This is a genomic window from Streptomyces sp. NPDC079020, from assembly GCF_044542225.1.
In the GTDB taxonomy this organism is placed as follows: Bacteria; Actinomycetota; Actinomycetes; order Streptomycetales; family Streptomycetaceae; genus Streptomyces.
In genome coordinates, this window is record NZ_JBITUB010000001.1 from 228,117 (window position 1) to 243,714 (window position 15,598).

Consider the following 15,598-nt stretch of genomic DNA (forward strand, 5'->3'; position numbering starts at 1 on the left):
TGCTGTGGGGGCGGCGGCGCGCGGGGCGGCCGGTGACCGTCCTGCGCGCCCGCCCCGCCCTCTCAGGCTCCGGCTCGCGGGTCGTCGCCGCCCCGGCGGACGGTGCGCAGGGCGTGGCCGGGGCGCCAGGTCCGGATGATCAGGGTCTCGCCCTCCAGCGTGGTGCGGACCGCCTCGGTCAGTTCCGCGCGGAAGAGGAGGAAGGGTTCCGGGGGCTGGACCGCCTCGGCGAAACGGGCCAGGGTCCCGGGGTCGGTCACCGCCACCGCGCGCCCGGCGACGCGGACGTCGCCGTCGGCCATCTCGGCGTCGGGCCCCGGGTTGGCCTGGAGCGCGAAGCGCGGGTCCCGCATCAGGTCCAGGGCCTTGCGGGAGCCCGGCATCATGCCGAGCCACAGCTCACCGAGGCGGAATTCCGCTTCGAGGCCGGTGACCCGGGGCGAGCCGTCCTTGCGCAGGGTGGCCAGGACATGGTGCTTGTACTGCTGGAACCGCTTGCGCACGATGTCGGCGTAGTCGGGCTGTTGCGCTGCGAAGTCCGCCCAGGAGGCCGGTGAGGTCGACGTCATGGCAGCCATCGAACACCCGAAACCCGACACCTTCTGTCCGGTATGGCCGATGGTCACCGGATCGGACGCCGTCCTACGGCGGATTCACGCGGGGGACAGCGTGACCAGGACGGCGTCGCCCATCGTGCGCAGGACACCGGTGGACGCGCCGGTCGCCAGGACCGCGTCGTAGGGACCCAGCGCGATGTCCGTACCGTCGATGACGGTGCCGCCGTCGAGCGCGAGGGCGAGCACCGCTCCGCCGGGCGGGGGCAGCAGCCGGACGGTGCCCCTGACGACGGCGGTCTCCGCCCGCGTACGGCCCCTGCGCCACATCACGTTGAGGTTCACGACCGGCCCCGCCGGCAGCCGGCCCTCGGCCGGCAGGTCCCCGGGGAAGTCGTGGGGCCATCGCGGCTCGTCGACGATGTGGTGCTCGCCGCCCACCAGCAGGTGTATCCCGGCGCCCTCGACCACGGTCAGAGTACGGTCGACGCCGTCGAACACGGAGAACGGCCCGTCGGCGGCGACCTCCGCCAGGCTGATCCGCCAGTCGAAGGCGTCCATCGCCGCGCCCTCGGGGCCGGCGGCGATCTCGCGGGTGACTCCCCCGCCGTTCTTCCAGGGCACGGCCGCGCGCCCGGCGGCCCTCAGTACGTGCGGCGAGCCGGCCATGTCGTCTCCCTGTGTCTCCGCTCCGCGCGTCGCGGACTCCTGAGGGTAGGTCACCCGGGCCGTGCGGCGGCGCCCCGGGCAGGGCGTCCCCTGCCGGGTTCGCTATCTTGAGCGCCGCCGTCCCCACCGGCCCTTTTGTCTCAGCCAGCAGTGAAGGAGCCGGTCATGGAGGCCGCCACCACGTGTTACCGCCATCCGTCCCACGAGACGTATGTGCGCTGCACCCGTTGCGACCGCTACATCTGCCCCGACTGCATGCGCGAGGCCTCGGTCGGTCATCACTGCGTGGAGTGCGTGAAGGAGGGACGGCGGTCGGTGCGGCAGGCCCGCACGGTCTTCGGCGGCGCGGTGTCATCGGCGGCGAGGCCCGTCGTGACCCAGGTGCTGATGGCGCTGAACGTCCTCGTGTACATCGCGGAGGTGGCGAGGCCCTCGATCGTGGACCGCTTCGGCGTGCTCGGGGCGGTCCTGGTCGATCCGGAGGGCGGGCGGTACCAGTACGAGGGCGGGACGGTCCCCGGGTACGAGCTGACCGGGATCGCGGACGGCGAGTGGTACCGGCTGCTGACCGGTACCTTCCTGCATCTGCCGCCGGACGCCTCGTTCGGGGTGATGCACCTGGTCTTCAACATGCTCGCGCTGTGGAACCTGGGCCGGGTCGTGGAGGGGCAGCTGGGCCGGGCGCGCTATCTGGCGCTGTATCTGCTGTCGGCGGCCGGCGGCTCGGTGCTGGTCTATCTGGTCTCCCCCGACACCATGACGGTGGGCGCGTCCGGCGCGGTCTTCGGGGTCGCCGCCTCGTTCTACGTCATCAGCAGGCGGCTCGGCCGGGACATGCGGGCGGTCAACCGGTTCATGGCCGGGCTCCTGCTGTGGATGATCGTCTCGGCGGCGCTCACCTCGTGGCAGGGGCACCTGGGCGGTCTGCTGACCGGCGCCCTGGTGACGTACGGGCTCGCCTACGCCCCGGCGAAGCTGCGGAACTCGGCGGCGCAGACCGTGGGCGGGCTGGTGCTGCTGTGCCTGCTGGCCGTGGCGGTCGCCCTCAGGACGGCGGAGCTGACCGGCGGCGGTGCCTGATGAGCCGTACGACGCCGCCCCGTCCGGTCGACATCGCGGCGCTGTTCCCGGAGATCGCCCCGTACGCCCGTACCGCCACCCGGCTGCATCCGCGGCCCGGCGCGCCGACGGCGGGGACGCAGCCCTCTCCCTGGCGCCCGGCTGGAAGGCCGGGGGCTGGGACAGCTGGAGCGTGACCGATCTCCAGCGGCAGTACTGCGACTGCGGGCGGGAGCTGCGGCTGATGCTCACCATCGACTCCAGCGAGTGGGGCGGGGCGGGCTGGTGGCCGCGCGAGGACCCCTCGCCCACCGATCCGGACCTCCCCCCCGTACCGTCGGCCGGTGAGCCGACACAGATCGCGGTGGGGCGGTACGGGGCGTACCGGGTGTTCGTCTGCCCTGCGGACGCCTCGCACCCGCACGGGGCCGACGTCCAGTAGCCGGCCCCGGACGCGCCACGGCGCCCGCATGGTCCGGTCGGGGACTGCGCAGGCGCCGCGTTCAGTTCCGCACGCCGTTGTACGGGACGTTTTTGGGGGGATTCCCGGTCAGGGGAACCCCGTGGGGTCAGACCAGCAGCGACCGGTCCGTCGGGCGGATCGGGGCCGGCAGTGCGCTGGTCCCGGTCAGGTAGCGGTCCACGCCTCGTGCCGCGGAGCGGCCTTCGGCGATGGCCCAGACGATGAGCGACTGCCCGCGGCCCGCGTCCCCGGCGACGAAGACGCCGTCGACATTGGTCGCGTAGTTGTCGTCACGGGCAACATTACCTCGTCCGTCGAGTTCGAGGCCGAACTGCTGGACAAGACCGTTGGCCTGGTCCGTGCCGGTGAAGCCCATGGCGAGGGTGACGAGGTCCGCGGGGATGCGGCGCTCGGTGCCGGGCTTCTGCTCCAGCTTGCCGTCCTTGAACTCCACCTCGACCAGATGCAGCGCCCGGACGTTGCCGACCGCCTGGCCCTCCTCGGGGGCCGAGCCCTCGAAGTGGGTGGTGGAGACGGAGTAGACCCGCTCGCCGCCCTCCTCGTGCGCGGAGGTGACCTTGTAGAGCATGGGGAAGGTCGGCCACGGCTGGGCGGCGCTGCGGTCCTCGCCCGGCTTCGGCATGATCTCCAGCTGGGTGACGGAGGCCGCGCCCTGGCGGTGGGCGGTGCCGACGCAGTCGGCGCCGGTGTCACCGCCGCCGATGACGACGACGTGCTTGCCCTCGGCGGTGATCGGGGAGACCGTCAGATCGCCCTCCTGCACCTTGTTGGCGAGCGGGAGGTACTCCATCGCGAAGTGCACGCCGTTCAGCTCACGGCCCGGGACGGGCAGATCGCGGGAGACGGTGGCACCGGCGGCGATGACGACCGCGTCGTAGCGGCGGCGGAGCTTGGCGGCGTCGATGTCCGTGCCGATCTCCACCTCGGTACGGAACTTGGTGCCTTCCGCGCGCATCTGCTCGATGCGCCGGTTGATGTGCGACTTCTCCATCTTGAACTCGGGGATGCCGTAACGGAGCAGGCCCCCGATGCGGTCGGCGCGCTCGTAGACGGCGACGGTGTGGCCGGCCCGGGTCAGCTGCTGGGCGGCGGCCAGTCCGGCCGGTCCGGAGCCGATGACGGCGACGGTCTTGCCGGAGAGGCGCTCGGGCGGCTGCGGGGTGACGTCGCCGCTGTCCCACGCCTTGTCGATGATGGAGACTTCGACGTTCTTGATGGTGACGGCGGGCTGGTTGATGCCGAGGACGCACGCCGACTCGCAGGGAGCGGGGCACAGCCGCCCGGTGAACTCCGGGAAGTTGTTCGTGGCGTGCAGGCGCTCGGACGCGGCGGTCCAGTCCTCGCGGTAGGCGTAGTCGTTCCACTCGGGGATGAGGTTTCCGAGGGGGCAGCCGTTGTGGCAGAACGGAATGCCGCAGTCCATGCAGCGGCCGGCCTGCTTGCTGATGATCGGGAGCAGCGAGCCCGGAACGTAGACCTCGTTCCAGTCCTTGACGCGCTCCTGGACGGGGCGGGTCTCGGCGACCTCGCGGCCGGTGGTCAGGAAGCCCTTGGGGTCAGCCATTGGTCGCCGCCTCCATCATCTTCTCGGTGGTCTCCTGCTCGGAGAGACCGGCGAGCTCAGCGGCGTCCTTGGCGGCGAGCACTGCCTTGTAGGTGGACGGGATGATCTTGCTGAAGCGGGAGACACCACCGTCTGCGCCGTCCCACTCGGCGAGCAGCTTCTCGGCGACCGTGGAGCCGGTCTCCTCCTGGTGACGGCGCACCACGTCGTGCAGCCACTGCTTGTCCGTGGCGGTCAGTTCCTCGACCGCGCCGAGGTTGCCGATGTTGACGTTGTCGCGGTCGAGGTCGATGACGTACGCGACACCGCCCGACATGCCTGCGGCGAAGTTGCGTCCGGTCTCGCCGAGGACGACGGCGTGGCCGCCGGTCATGTACTCGCAGCCGTGGTCGCCCACGCCCTCGGAGACGACGGTGGCGCCGGAGTTGCGGACGCAGAACCGCTCGCCGGTGCGGCCGCGCAGGAACAGCTCGCCGCCGGTCGCACCGTAGCCGATGGTGTTGCCCGCGATGGTGGAGTACTCGGCGAGGTGGTCGGCGCCGCGGTCGGGGCGGACGACGACGCGGCCGCCGGAGAGGCCCTTGCCGACGTAGTCGTTGGCGTCGCCCTCCAGGCGCAGCGTCACGCCCTTCGGTACGAAGGCGCCGAAGGACTGGCCCGCGGAGCCGGTGAAGGTGATGTCGATGGTGTTCTCGGGCAGGCCCGCACCGCCGAACTTCTTGGTGACCTCGTGGCCGAGCATGGTGCCGACGGTCCGGTTGATGTTGCGGATCGCGACCTGGGCCCGGACGGGCTGGGCGGCCTCGGCGGTGTCCGCGCCGAGCGCGTCGGCGGCGAGCTTGATCAGCTCGTTGTCGAGCGCCTTGGTCAGGCCGTGGTCCTGCTCGACGACCTGGTGGCGGACGGCGCCCTCGGCCAGCTCGGGAACGTGGAAGAGCGGGGCCAGGTCGAGGCCCTGGGCCTTCCAGTGGGTGACGGCCCGCTCGGTGTCCAGCAGTTCGGCGTGGCCGACGGCTTCCTCGATGGTGCGGAAGCCCAGCTCGGCGAGGATCTCGCGGACCTCCTCGGCGATGAACTCGAAGAAGTTCACGACGTACTCGGCCTTGCCGGAGAACCGGTCGCGCAGCACCGGGTTCTGGGTGGCGATGCCGACCGGGCAGGTGTCGAGGTGGCAGACGCGCATCATGACGCAGCCGGAGACGACGAGCGGCGCGGTCGCGAAACCGAACTCCTCGGCGCCCAGCAGCGCGGCGATGACGACGTCGCGGCCGGTCTTGAGCTGGCCGTCGGTCTGTACGACGATGCGGTCGCGCAGGCCGTTGAGCAGCAGGGTCTGCTGGGTCTCGGCGAGGCCGAGCTCCCAGGGGCCGCCCGCGTGCTTGAGGCTGGTCAGCGGGGAGGCGCCCGTGCCGCCGTCGTGGCCGGAGATGAGGACGACGTCCGCGTGCGCCTTGGAGACACCCGCGGCGACCGTGCCGACACCGACCTCGGACACCAGCTTCACGTGGATACGGGCCACGGGGTTGGCGTTCTTGAGGTCGTGGATCAGCTGGGCCAGATCCTCGATGGAGTAGATGTCGTGGTGCGGCGGCGGGGAGATCAGGCCGACGCCGGGGGTGGAGTGCCGGGTCCTGGCGACCCACGGGTAGACCTTGTGGCCGGGCAGCTGGCCGCCCTCGCCGGGCTTGGCGCCCTGCGCCATCTTGATCTGGATGTCGTCCGCGTTGACCAGGTATTCGCTGGTCACGCCGAAGCGGCCGGAGGCGACCTGCTTGATGGAGGAGCGGCGCGCCGGGTCGTAGAGACGGTCGGCGTCCTCGCCGCCCTCACCGGTGTTGGACTTGCCGCCCAGCTGGTTCATGGCGATGGCGAGGGTCTCGTGCGCCTCGCGGGAGATCGAGCCGTAGGACATGGCACCGGTGGAGAAGCGCTTGACGATGTCGGAGACGGACTCGACCTCGTCGAGGGGTACCGGCTCGCGCTCGGAGGTGCCGCGCTCGTGCGGGAGGGCGAACAGTCCGCGGAGCGTCATGAGGCGCTCGGACTGCTCGTTCACCCGGTCCGTGTACTTCTTGAAGATGTCGTAGCGCCGGTTGCGGGTGGCGTGCTGGAGGCGGAAGACGGTCTCCGGGTCGAACAGGTGCGGTTCGCCCTCGCGGCGCCACTGGTACTCGCCGCCGATCTCCAGTGCGCGGTGCGAGGCCGCGATGCCGGAGGCGGGGTACGCCTTGGTGTGCCGGGCGGCGACCTCCTTGGCGACGACGTCGAGTCCGGCGCCGCCGATCTTGGTGGCGGTGCCGTTGAAGTACGTGGCGACGAAGGCCTCGTCCAGGCCGACGGCCTCGAAGACCTGGGCGCCGCGGTAGGAGGCGACGGTGGAGATGCCCATCTTGGACATGACCTTGAGGACGCCCTTGCCGAGCGCGTGGATCAGGTTGCGGATGGCCGCTTCGGCCTCGATGCCGTCGATGAACGTGCCGGCGCGGACCAGGTCCTCGACGGACTCCATCGCCAGGTACGGGTTGACCGCGGCGGCGCCGTAGCCGATCAGCAGGGCGACGTGGTGGACCTCGCGGACGTCTCCGGCCTCGACCAGCAGACCCACCTGGGTGCGCTGCTTGGTGCGGATGAGGTGGTGGTGGACGGCCGCGGTGAGCAGCAGAGAGGGGATCGGCGCGTGCTCGGCGTCGGAGTGCCGGTCGGACAGGACGATCAGACGGGTGCCGTCCTCAATGGCGGCGTCGGCCTCCGCGCAGATCTCCTCGATCCGCGCGGCCAGGGCCTCTCCGCCGCCGCCGACCCGGTAGAGGCCGGCGAGGGTGGCGGCCTTCATGCCCGGCATGTCGCCGTCGGCGTTGATGTGTATGAGCTTGGCCAGCTCGTCGTTGTCGATCACCGGGAAGGGCAGCGTGACGCTGCGGCAGGCCGCGGCGGTCGGCTCCAGGATGTTGCCCTGGGGGCCGAGCGAGGAGCGCAGCGAGGTGACGAGCTCCTCGCGGATGGCGTCCAGCGGCGGGTTGGTGACCTGGGCGAAGAGCTGGGTGAAGTAGTCGAAGAGCAGCCGGGGCCGTTCGGAGAGCGCGGCGATCGGCGAGTCCGTGCCCATGGAGCCGAGCGGCTCGCCCGCGGTGCGGGCCATCGGCGCGAGGATGACGCGGAGCTCTTCCTCGGTGTAGCCGAAGGTCTGCTGGCGGCGGGTGACCGAGGCGTGGGTGTGCACGATGTGCTCGCGCTCGGGGAGGTCGCCGAGCCCGATCTCGCCGGTCTCCAGCCAGTCCTGGTAGGGCTGCTCGGCGGCGAGGGACGCCTTGATCTCGTCGTCCTCGATGATGCGGTGCTCGGCGGTGTCGACGAGGAACATCTTGCCCGGCTGGAGGCGGCCCTTGCGGACGACCTTGGCGGGGTCGATGTCCAGGACGCCGACCTCGGAGGAGAGGACGACGAGGCCGTCGTCGGTGACCCAGTAGCGGCCGGGGCGCAGCCCGTTGCGGTCGAGGACCGCGCCGACCTGGGTGCCGTCGGTGAAGGTGACGCAGGCCGGGCCGTCCCAGGGCTCCATCATCGTGGCGTGGTACTGGTAGAACGCGCGCCGGGCGGGGTCCATGGAGTCATGGTTCTCCCATGCCTCGGGGACCATCATCAGCACCGAGTGCGGCAGTGAACGGCCGCCGAGGTGGAGCAGCTCCAGGACCTCGTCGAAGGAGGCCGAGTCGGAGGCGTCCGGGGTGCAGACGGGGAAGATCCGGTCGAGCTGTGCCTCGCCGAAGAGGCGGGAGGCGAGCTGGGACTCGCGGGCCTTCATCCAGTTCCGGTTGCCCTTGACCGTGTTGATCTCGCCGTTGTGGGCGACGAAGCGGTACGGGTGGGCGAGCGGCCAGCTGGGGAAGGTGTTGGTGGAGAAGCGGGAGTGGACCAGCGCGACCGTGGTGGCGAACCGGCGGTCGGAGAGGTCCGGGAAGAACGGCTCCAGCTGCCCGGTGGTGAGCATGCCCTTGTAGACGATCGTGCGGGCGGAGAGCGAGGGGAAGTACACCCCGGCCTCACGCTCGGCGCGCTTGCGCAGGACGAAGGCCTTGCGGTCCAGGACGATGCCGCTCGCCGTGCCCTCGCTGTCGGCGACGAAGAGCTGGCGGAACTCGGGCATGGTGGCGCGGGCGCCGTTGCCGAGGAGGTCCGGGGCGACCGGGACCTCGCGCCAGCCGAGGACCGTCAGGCCCTCCTCGGCGGCGATGTCCTCGATCGCGCGGACGGCCCCGGTGGAGTCGTCCGCGGGGAGGAAGGCGATGCCGACGGCGTAGGAGCCGGCCTCGGGGAGGGCGAAGGCGGCCTCCTCGCGGAGGAAGGCGTCCGGGACCTGGAGCAGAATGCCGGCGCCGTCACCCGAGTCGGGCTCGGATCCGGTCGCGCCGCGGTGTTCGAGGTTGCGCAGTACGGTCAGCGCCTGCTCGACCAGCTCATGGCCGGCCACACCGGTCAAAGTGGCCACGAACCCGACGCCACAGGCGTCGTGCTCGTTACGGGGGTCGTACAACCCCTGCTGGGCGGGGCGACCGTCCATGGGCGACCAGGCGTGAGTACGCATCGGCTCTCCCGTCGTCGTCGTGGCATATGCAAGTGCCGAGGGACGACGTTGGCCCTCTGCGAAATTTTGTGCAGGTTACATGATGGGGCGCTTCTCAAGAAGCGGAAGGCTCGTTCCAACATACGGACACTGTGGTGACAGTGAGGTGGGTCGCGGTCGGAAGATCGGCGCCCTGGGATCCGCAGAGAGCAGGCGTCGTTGCCTGCGTGTGTCTACGGCTCATGCCCGGCGGCAAAGAAAACGAAACCGCTGGGTAACGACTACTTATGTGCAGTCCTGCATAGAGTCTCATTTTACGGCCGCCGGGCCGGATCCGCCCAGTGGCGGGTGCCAGGACGTACGTCACACGGGCAGCAGGCCCGTTGCCGGTACGGCGAGGGCGGTACGGACGGGCCCGCTTCCGGCCACCGGAGAGGGCTGTGCGGACGGGCCCGTTACGGGCACGGCGAAGGCGGTACGGACGGGCCTGCTTCCGGCCACCGGAGAGGGCTGTGAGCGCAGGCCCCGCTTCCGGCCCCTCCGGGGGGCCGGAGGGTCAGCCGCCGACGGCCACACCGAACAGCGTGCCGAGACCGTACGTCAGCGCCGCGGCGGCCCCGCCCAGGGCGAGCTGGCGCAGCCCGCTGAACCACCAGCTGCGGGCGGTCACCCTGGCCACCACCGCACCGCAGGCGAAGAGGCCGATCAGCGCGAGCAGCACCGCGGGCCACAGCGCGCTCGCGCCGAGCAGATACGGCAGCACGGGCAGCAGGGCACCCAGCGCGAAGGCGCCGAACGAGGACACGGCCGCCACGAGCGGCGAGGGCAGATCGCCCGGGTCGATGCCGAGCTCCTCGCGGGCGTGGATCTCCAGGGCCTGTTCCGGGTCGCGCGAGAGCTGCCGGGCGACCTCGCGGGCCAGCGCGGGCTCGACGCCACGGCTCTCGTACAGGGCGGCGAGCTCCGCCATCTCGTCCATCGGGTGCTTGCGCAACTCCCGCCGCTCGACGTCGAGTTCGGCCTCGACCAGTTCGCGCTGGGAGGCGACGGAGGTGTACTCGCCGGCCGCCATGGAGAACGCGCCGGCGGCCAGGCCCGCCAGGCCGGTGATCACCAGGGTCTGCTGGGACACCGCTCCGCCCGCGACTCCGGTCATCAGCGCGAGGTTGGAGACCAGGCCGTCCATGGCACCGAATACGGCGGGGCGCAGCCAGCCGCCGTTCACATCGCGGTGGGTGTGATTGTCGCGGTGCGCCTCGTGCAGTACGGCTTCGGTCTCGATGATGGCCACGGCTCTCCCCTTCTCCGGAAGCGGGCTCCCTGCGTTCCGCCCCCGCTCGACACCATCGAAAGTACGCACGAAATCGGGCGCCCGCCAGCAAGGCAGGCCGTACTTACCAGGCCTCTGACCTGCGAAGGAAGGGCAGGCTCACCTCTCCTGACCCTCCGTAGGCCCCGCCCTCGGCCCCTCTTCGGCCTCTCTTCGGCCCCTCCTCGGCGCCTCATCCGACTGGCCCTTTTATTGCGATTGTCAGCCTCTACCCGTGCTCCGCGTGGCACAGATCGGACAGGACGGGGATCAGGACTCCGGCACGGACGAAGGGCGACGCGATGGAACCGATCGCAGGCAATGACCGGGCCCGGGGTGCACTGCTGGGGCTCGCCGTCGGGGACGCGCTGGGAGCGCCCGCGGAGAATCTCCGGCCGTCCGAGATCCGCCGCCGCTGGGGGCGCATCGAAGGGTTCGTGAGCGAGGACCCGGCGGGAACGGACGACACGGAGTACGCGATCTTCTCCGGGCTGCTGCTGGCCCGGCACGGTTCGGCGCTCACCGTCGCCCATGTCGAGCGGGCCTGGCACCACTGGATCGCCGACCTCGACGAAGGGCCGTTCCGCGGCGCCGGGTTCAGCGAGCGCGGCACCCTGGAGAACCTCCGCCGGGGGCTGGCGGCGCCGATCTCGGCGCAGCACCGGCACGCCTGGAGCGACGGTCTCGCCATGCGGGCCGCGCCGTTCGGGGTGTTCGCGGCGGGCCGGCCGGCCGAGGCGGCGCGGCTGGTCGCGATCGACGGCCGGGTGAGCCATGACGGCGAGGGCATCTACGGCGGGCAGGCCGTGGCGGCCGGGGTGGCCGCGGCGATGGTGGGGGCGGGGCTCGCCTCCGTGATCGCCGCCGCGCTGTCCGTCGTCCCGATGGACTCGTGGACGGCCCGCTCGCTGCGGCGCGCGGTGACGGCCGCTCAGCTCGCCTACCCGGACCGGCTCACCATGGAACGCGCGGTGCGTTCGGCCGTGGTGATCGGCGGCTACCCGTGGACGGACCTGGCGCCGGAGGCGGTGGGCCTGGCCTTCGGCGCGCTCACGGCGGCACGCGGCGACTTCCGTACGGCGGTGCTGACGGCCGTCAACATGGGCCGCGACGCCGATACGACGGCGGCGGTGGCGGGGGCGCTGGCCGGGGCGCTGAACGGGGCGGGCGCGATCGAACCGGACTGGGCGGCGGCGATCGGGCCGGTCCGGGGCAGTTGTCTGCCGTCGATGCGGGGCTACCACGTCCTGGACATCGCGGAACTGCTGACCCCGGAGGAGCCGGAACCCCCGGAGCAGCGGAAGGAGACGGCGCGGGCCGGGCACATGCGGCGCCCGGGGAGCGCGCGGCAGGCGGAAAGCGCGGGCGCGGATGCGGCGGCGGGGAGCACGGGCGCGGAAAAGGGAGCGCGAGAGGGCGGGGACGAGCGGGGCGCGGACGGGAGTGGCGGGGCGCGCGGGCCCGGTGCGGCCGGGGAGACCGAGCGGGACCTGGCACATGCCTCGGCGTCCGCCGGGCCGGGCCGGGAGAAGCACCGATGACCACCGCACGCCGGACCGGCCACCGCACCGGCGGCCCCCCGGCCGGCCGGGAGCCCCTGGCCGTGCCCGCCCCCGGCCGCCGGGCCCGGATCGAGGGCCTGCTGCTCGGGCTGGCCGCCGGGGACGCCGCCGGATGGCCCGCCGCCCGGCACCGGGCGGCCCGGATGCCGGAATGGACGCGGCGGCTCACCCGGGAGCTGGACACCTTCGCCGAGCAGAACGCCACCACCACGCTCCCGGTCCCGATCGCCCTCAACCAGCCGCCCGAACCGCTGCGGCTCGGGCCGTCCGACGACGCCGAGTGGGCCGCGTTCGCCGCCCGTACGGTGCTGGCCGGCGCGGCGGACCCCGTGGACGGCCTCTCCCCCGGCCGCCGGACGCGGGACGCGGTGGACCGGGCCTGGAACGCGCTGGCCGCGAAAGTCGCCGCCGCCGGCGCACGGGCCCCCGAGATCGAGGCCGCCGTACTCCCCCTGCGGGCCCGGATCTCGGTACGGGCGGGGCTCGGCAACCTCGCCGCCGGGCTCCGGCCGCCCGCCACCGGCCACGACAACCCGCACTACTTCGACGACGCCGCCTGTGTGCGGGCCGCCGTGCTCGCCGTCGTCCACCCCGGGGACCCGGCGGCCGCCGCCGGACTCGCCGAGTTCGACGCCCGCTACACCCAGGACGGCGACGGGGTGCACGGCGCGCGGGCCGTCGCCGCGGCTGTCGCCGAGGCGCTGGCCGGGGCGGACGTCGACACGGTGGTGAACGCCGCGCTCGCCCAGCTCCCCGAGGGCACCGAGATCGCCCGCAACGCCGAGCACGCCGTGCGGCTCGCCCGCGCCTTCGCCGACGAGCCGCACGGCGCCTTCGCCCTGGTCCCGGTGCTGGAGCACCAGATCGTCGACCATGTCTACAGCTACGGGATCGCGGCGGCCGAGACCGTGCCGGTGGCCCTGGCGCTGACCACCGCGGCCCGCGGCGAGATCGCCCAGGCCGTACCGGCGGCGGCCTGTCTGTCCCGGGTCGCCGATTCCGCGCCCGCCCTCGCCGGGGCGCTGACCGGTGCGCTCGGCGGGATCGCCGCCGTACCGGCGGGCTGGCGCGAGGCCTGCCGCACCCTGGCCGGCTGCGCGCTGCCCCGGCTCGCGGGCACGGATCTGATCGAACTCGCCGGGCTGCTGGCAGACACGGAACCGGCCCCCACGGGTGGACAATTCCGGCATGACGCCCACAACGACCGTCCCTCGGACCTCACCCCCCACGCTCGGGCTCGATGAACGCATCACCGGCGCACTCATCGGTGCCGCGGTCGGCGACGCGCTCGGCGGACCCGTCGAAGGCTGGACCCCGGAGCAGATCGCCGAACGCCACGGCGGCCGGGTGCGCGGCATCGTCGGCCCCTGGCACGGCGACGAATGGCGCACCGCCCGCCCCATCGCCCCGTACCACAAGGGCGACGGGCACGTCACCGACGACACCCTGATGACCCATGCGCTGATCCGGGTCTACACCGGCGTCCGCGACCACCTCGACGCCTACGACATCGCCGGTCGTCTCGTACCGGACCTGATGTCCCGCCCCCGCTGGATCCCGGAGCTGGAGGCCGAGGCGCTGCCCCTCCAGCGGATCTTCCTGGCCGAGAAGTGGATCGTCGCGCGGCTGCACTACGGCCACGCCGACCCGCGCGAGGCGGGCTCCGGGAACATCGTCAACTGCGGTGCGGCGATGTACATGGCACCGGTCGGCCTGGTCAACGCCGCCCACCCCGAGGCGGCCTACGCCGAGGCGCTGGAGATCGCGGGGGCTCATCAGTCCTCGTACGGGCGGGAGGCCGCGGGGGTGTTCGCCGCCGCCGTCGCCGCCGCCTGCGCCCCGGGCGCCACCCCCGCCTCCGTCGTCACGGCCGCCTCGGCGCTGGCCAAGGACGGGACCCGGTCCGCGATCGAGGCGGTCGGTGAAGTGGCCGTGCGCCACAGCGACTTCGAGTCGGCGCTGGCCCCCCTGCGTGCCGCCGTCGCCCCCTTCGACACGGTGGGCCCGGACTACCGCGCCCCCTCCCTCGGCGCCCGCCGGCCCTCCCGGCTGCACTCCATCGAGGAACTGCCCATCGCGCTCGGCATGCTGCTCGTCGGGGACGGCGACTACCGCCGCACGGTCCTCGGCTCGGTCAACTACGGCCGCGACTGCGACTCGATCGCCACCATGGGCGGTGCCCTGGCGGGCGCGCTGAACGGCGCGGCGGCGATTCCCGCCGACTGGTCGAAGACGGTCGCCGAGGCCAGCCGCCTCGACCTGCACACCCCGGCACGGGAGCTGGCGGAGGTGGCCCGCGAGATCTTCGTACGGGACACCGCCCGCCGCCGGGCGCACGAGGCGGCCTTCGCCGCGCTGGCCGGTGAGCGGTGACCGTCCGGCTGACCTGGGTGCAGCCCGAGGACCTGGTCGGCCATGAACTGCGGCAGGCGGCGCAGGACGGCCGGGACGCGCGGGAGATCGAGCGGCGCTGGTACGGGGCCGGCGGCGCGCCCGCCCCGGAGGGCGCCGGCGCGTCCGAGCCACCCGCCGCACCCCGGCTGCGCGCGCTGGCCGAGGAGCTGCTGGACGAACTCGCCCTGCTGGAATCCCCGTTGGCGCCCCACGAGCCCACGGATCTGGCGGCGATCCGGGCGGCCTGCCCGCACTGGCCCGCCCCGCCCGCCGGCCGGCGGGCGGCCGGTCCGGACCGGCTGCACGCCGCGTGGCTCGGCCGGGCCGCGGGCTGTCTGCTGGGCAAGCCGGTCGAGAAGCTGGAGCTGGCCGGCATCCGCGCCCTGGCCCGCGCCACCGGCAACTGGCCGCTCACCACCTGGTTCACCGCCAGGGGCGTACCCGCCGCACTGCTGGAGCGGTACCCGTGGAACCGGCGCTCGGCCCCCACCTCGCTGGCCGAGAACATCGACGGCATGCCGGAGGACGACGACCTCAACCACCCCCTGCTCACCGTGCTGTTGCTCCGTCGCCACGGGCGCGATTTCACCACGGCCGATCTCGCCCGGCTCTGGCTCGCCGAACTCCCGGCGGGCCGCGTCTTCACCGCCGAGCGCATCGCGTACCGCAATCTGCTGGACGGCATCGAGCCGCCGGACACGGCACGTCACCGCAACCCGTTCCGGGAGTGGATCGGCGCCCAGATCCGGGCCGACGCACACGGCTGGACGCACCCGGGCGACCCGGCCGCCGCCGCCGCCCAGGCCCACCGGGACGCGGTCCTCACCCACACCGCCAACGGGGTGTACGGGGCGATGTTCACCGCTGCCGCGCTCGCCGAGGCGGCCGGTGGCGACAGCGATGTGCACGGGTGCCTGGCGGCCGGGCTGCGGGTGGTCCCGCCCCGTTCCCGGTACGCGCGGGCCGTCCGCCTCGGCATCGCGACGGCCCGTGCGGAGGCGGAGTTCGACACGGTGGTGGACCGGCTGCACGCCGTGTACGCGGACACCCACCACTGGGTCCACGTCCTGCCCAACACCGCACTGCTGGCCGCGGCCCTCACCCACGCCGACGGGGACTTCACCCGTTCCGTCGGCTGCGCGGTCTCGGGCGGCTGGGACACCGATTCCAACGGGGCGACGGCCGGTTCGCTCGCGGGCCTGCTGGCCGGCCGGCCCGCCGCGCTGCCCGAGCGCTTCACCGCCCCGCTGAAGAACCGCCTCGCCACCTCCGTCGCCGGTTTCGAATCGACCGGTTTCGACACCCTCGCCGAACTGACCCATCAGGAAGCCACCCGCACATGACCGGCATCGCACGTCTCCCGTGCCCGGGGAGCACGGACGGGCTCATCTCCTCCCCCGTCCGGCCGCTGCCCGGCGCCTCCCCGTCCATGCCGTACCGAA

11 protein-coding genes are annotated in these 15,598 nt (G+C 72.9%); 6 read left to right on the forward strand and 5 right to left on the reverse strand.

The genetic code is table 11. From position 1 onward, the window contains the following. Window positions 1–62: 62 nt before the first annotated feature. Both ACIGJO_RS01070 and ACIGJO_RS01075 read right to left on the reverse strand, forming a co-directional pair. A complete protein-coding gene (locus ACIGJO_RS01070; RefSeq protein ID WP_399950149.1) occupies window positions 63–578 on the reverse strand; it encodes a pyridoxamine 5'-phosphate oxidase family protein in 516 nt (171 codons plus the stop codon). Between the two features lie 75 nt (window positions 579–653). Further along, entirely contained in the window at window positions 654–1,223 is a 570-nt protein-coding gene (locus ACIGJO_RS01075; RefSeq protein ID WP_399950152.1) for a HutD family protein, read from the reverse strand. A 165-nt stretch (window positions 1,224–1,388) separates the two neighbouring features. Between ACIGJO_RS01075 and ACIGJO_RS01080 the strand changes: the two genes are divergently transcribed. Further along, window positions 1,389–2,303 carry a rhomboid family intramembrane serine protease gene (locus ACIGJO_RS01080; RefSeq protein WP_399950155.1) on the forward strand — a complete coding sequence of 305 codons (915 nt, stop codon included), beginning with the start codon at window positions 1,389–1,391 and terminating at the stop codon, window positions 2,301–2,303. A 172-nt stretch (window positions 2,304–2,475) separates the two neighbouring features. Then, window positions 2,476–2,724, forward strand: a complete 249-nt coding sequence (locus ACIGJO_RS01085; protein ID WP_399950158.1) for a hypothetical protein — start codon at window positions 2,476–2,478, stop codon at window positions 2,722–2,724. Between the two features lie 127 nt (window positions 2,725–2,851). Here ACIGJO_RS01085 and ACIGJO_RS01090 read toward each other — a convergent pair whose 3' ends face one another. The 3 genes from ACIGJO_RS01090 to ACIGJO_RS01100 all read right to left on the reverse strand — a co-directional run bounded on the left by ACIGJO_RS01090 (window position 2,852) and on the right by ACIGJO_RS01100 (window position 10,182). Beyond that, window positions 2,852–4,330, reverse strand: coding sequence for a glutamate synthase subunit beta (locus ACIGJO_RS01090; protein ID WP_399950162.1), 1,479 nt, complete (start codon window positions 4,328–4,330; stop codon window positions 2,852–2,854). Beyond that, window positions 4,323–8,912 carry a glutamate synthase large subunit gene (gene gltB / locus ACIGJO_RS01095; RefSeq protein ID WP_399950165.1) on the reverse strand — a complete coding sequence of 1,530 codons (4,590 nt, stop codon included), beginning with the start codon at window positions 8,910–8,912 and terminating at the stop codon, window positions 4,323–4,325. Before gltB ends, ACIGJO_RS01090 begins: the two co-directional genes overlap by 8 nt. 535 nt (window positions 8,913–9,447) lie before the next feature. Next, a complete protein-coding gene (locus ACIGJO_RS01100; protein ID WP_399950168.1) occupies window positions 9,448–10,182 on the reverse strand; it encodes a VIT1/CCC1 transporter family protein in 735 nt (244 codons plus the stop codon). A 320-nt stretch (window positions 10,183–10,502) separates the two neighbouring features. Here ACIGJO_RS01100 and ACIGJO_RS01105 point away from each other — a divergent pair, with 320 nt between their 5' ends. The 4 genes from ACIGJO_RS01105 to ACIGJO_RS01120 are packed head-to-tail and all read left to right on the forward strand — an operon-like array spanning window position 10,503 to window position 15,499. Further along, window positions 10,503–11,741 carry an ADP-ribosylglycohydrolase family protein gene (locus tag ACIGJO_RS01105; RefSeq protein WP_399950171.1) on the forward strand — a complete coding sequence of 413 codons (1,239 nt, stop codon included), beginning with the start codon at window positions 10,503–10,505 and terminating at the stop codon, window positions 11,739–11,741. Next, window positions 11,738–13,006 carry an ADP-ribosylglycohydrolase family protein gene (locus ACIGJO_RS01110; protein ID WP_399950174.1) on the forward strand — a complete coding sequence of 423 codons (1,269 nt, stop codon included), beginning with the start codon at window positions 11,738–11,740 and terminating at the stop codon, window positions 13,004–13,006. Before ACIGJO_RS01105 ends, ACIGJO_RS01110 begins: the two co-directional genes overlap by 4 nt. Further along, entirely contained in the window at window positions 12,951–14,135 is a 1,185-nt protein-coding gene (locus ACIGJO_RS01115; RefSeq protein WP_399950177.1) for an ADP-ribosylglycohydrolase family protein, read from the forward strand. Before ACIGJO_RS01110 ends, ACIGJO_RS01115 begins: the two co-directional genes overlap by 56 nt. Further along, window positions 14,132–15,499 carry an ADP-ribosylglycohydrolase family protein gene (locus ACIGJO_RS01120; protein WP_399950180.1) on the forward strand — a complete coding sequence of 456 codons (1,368 nt, stop codon included), beginning with the start codon at window positions 14,132–14,134 and terminating at the stop codon, window positions 15,497–15,499. Before ACIGJO_RS01115 ends, ACIGJO_RS01120 begins: the two co-directional genes overlap by 4 nt. The last annotated feature ends 99 nt before the right edge of the window (window positions 15,500–15,598 follow it).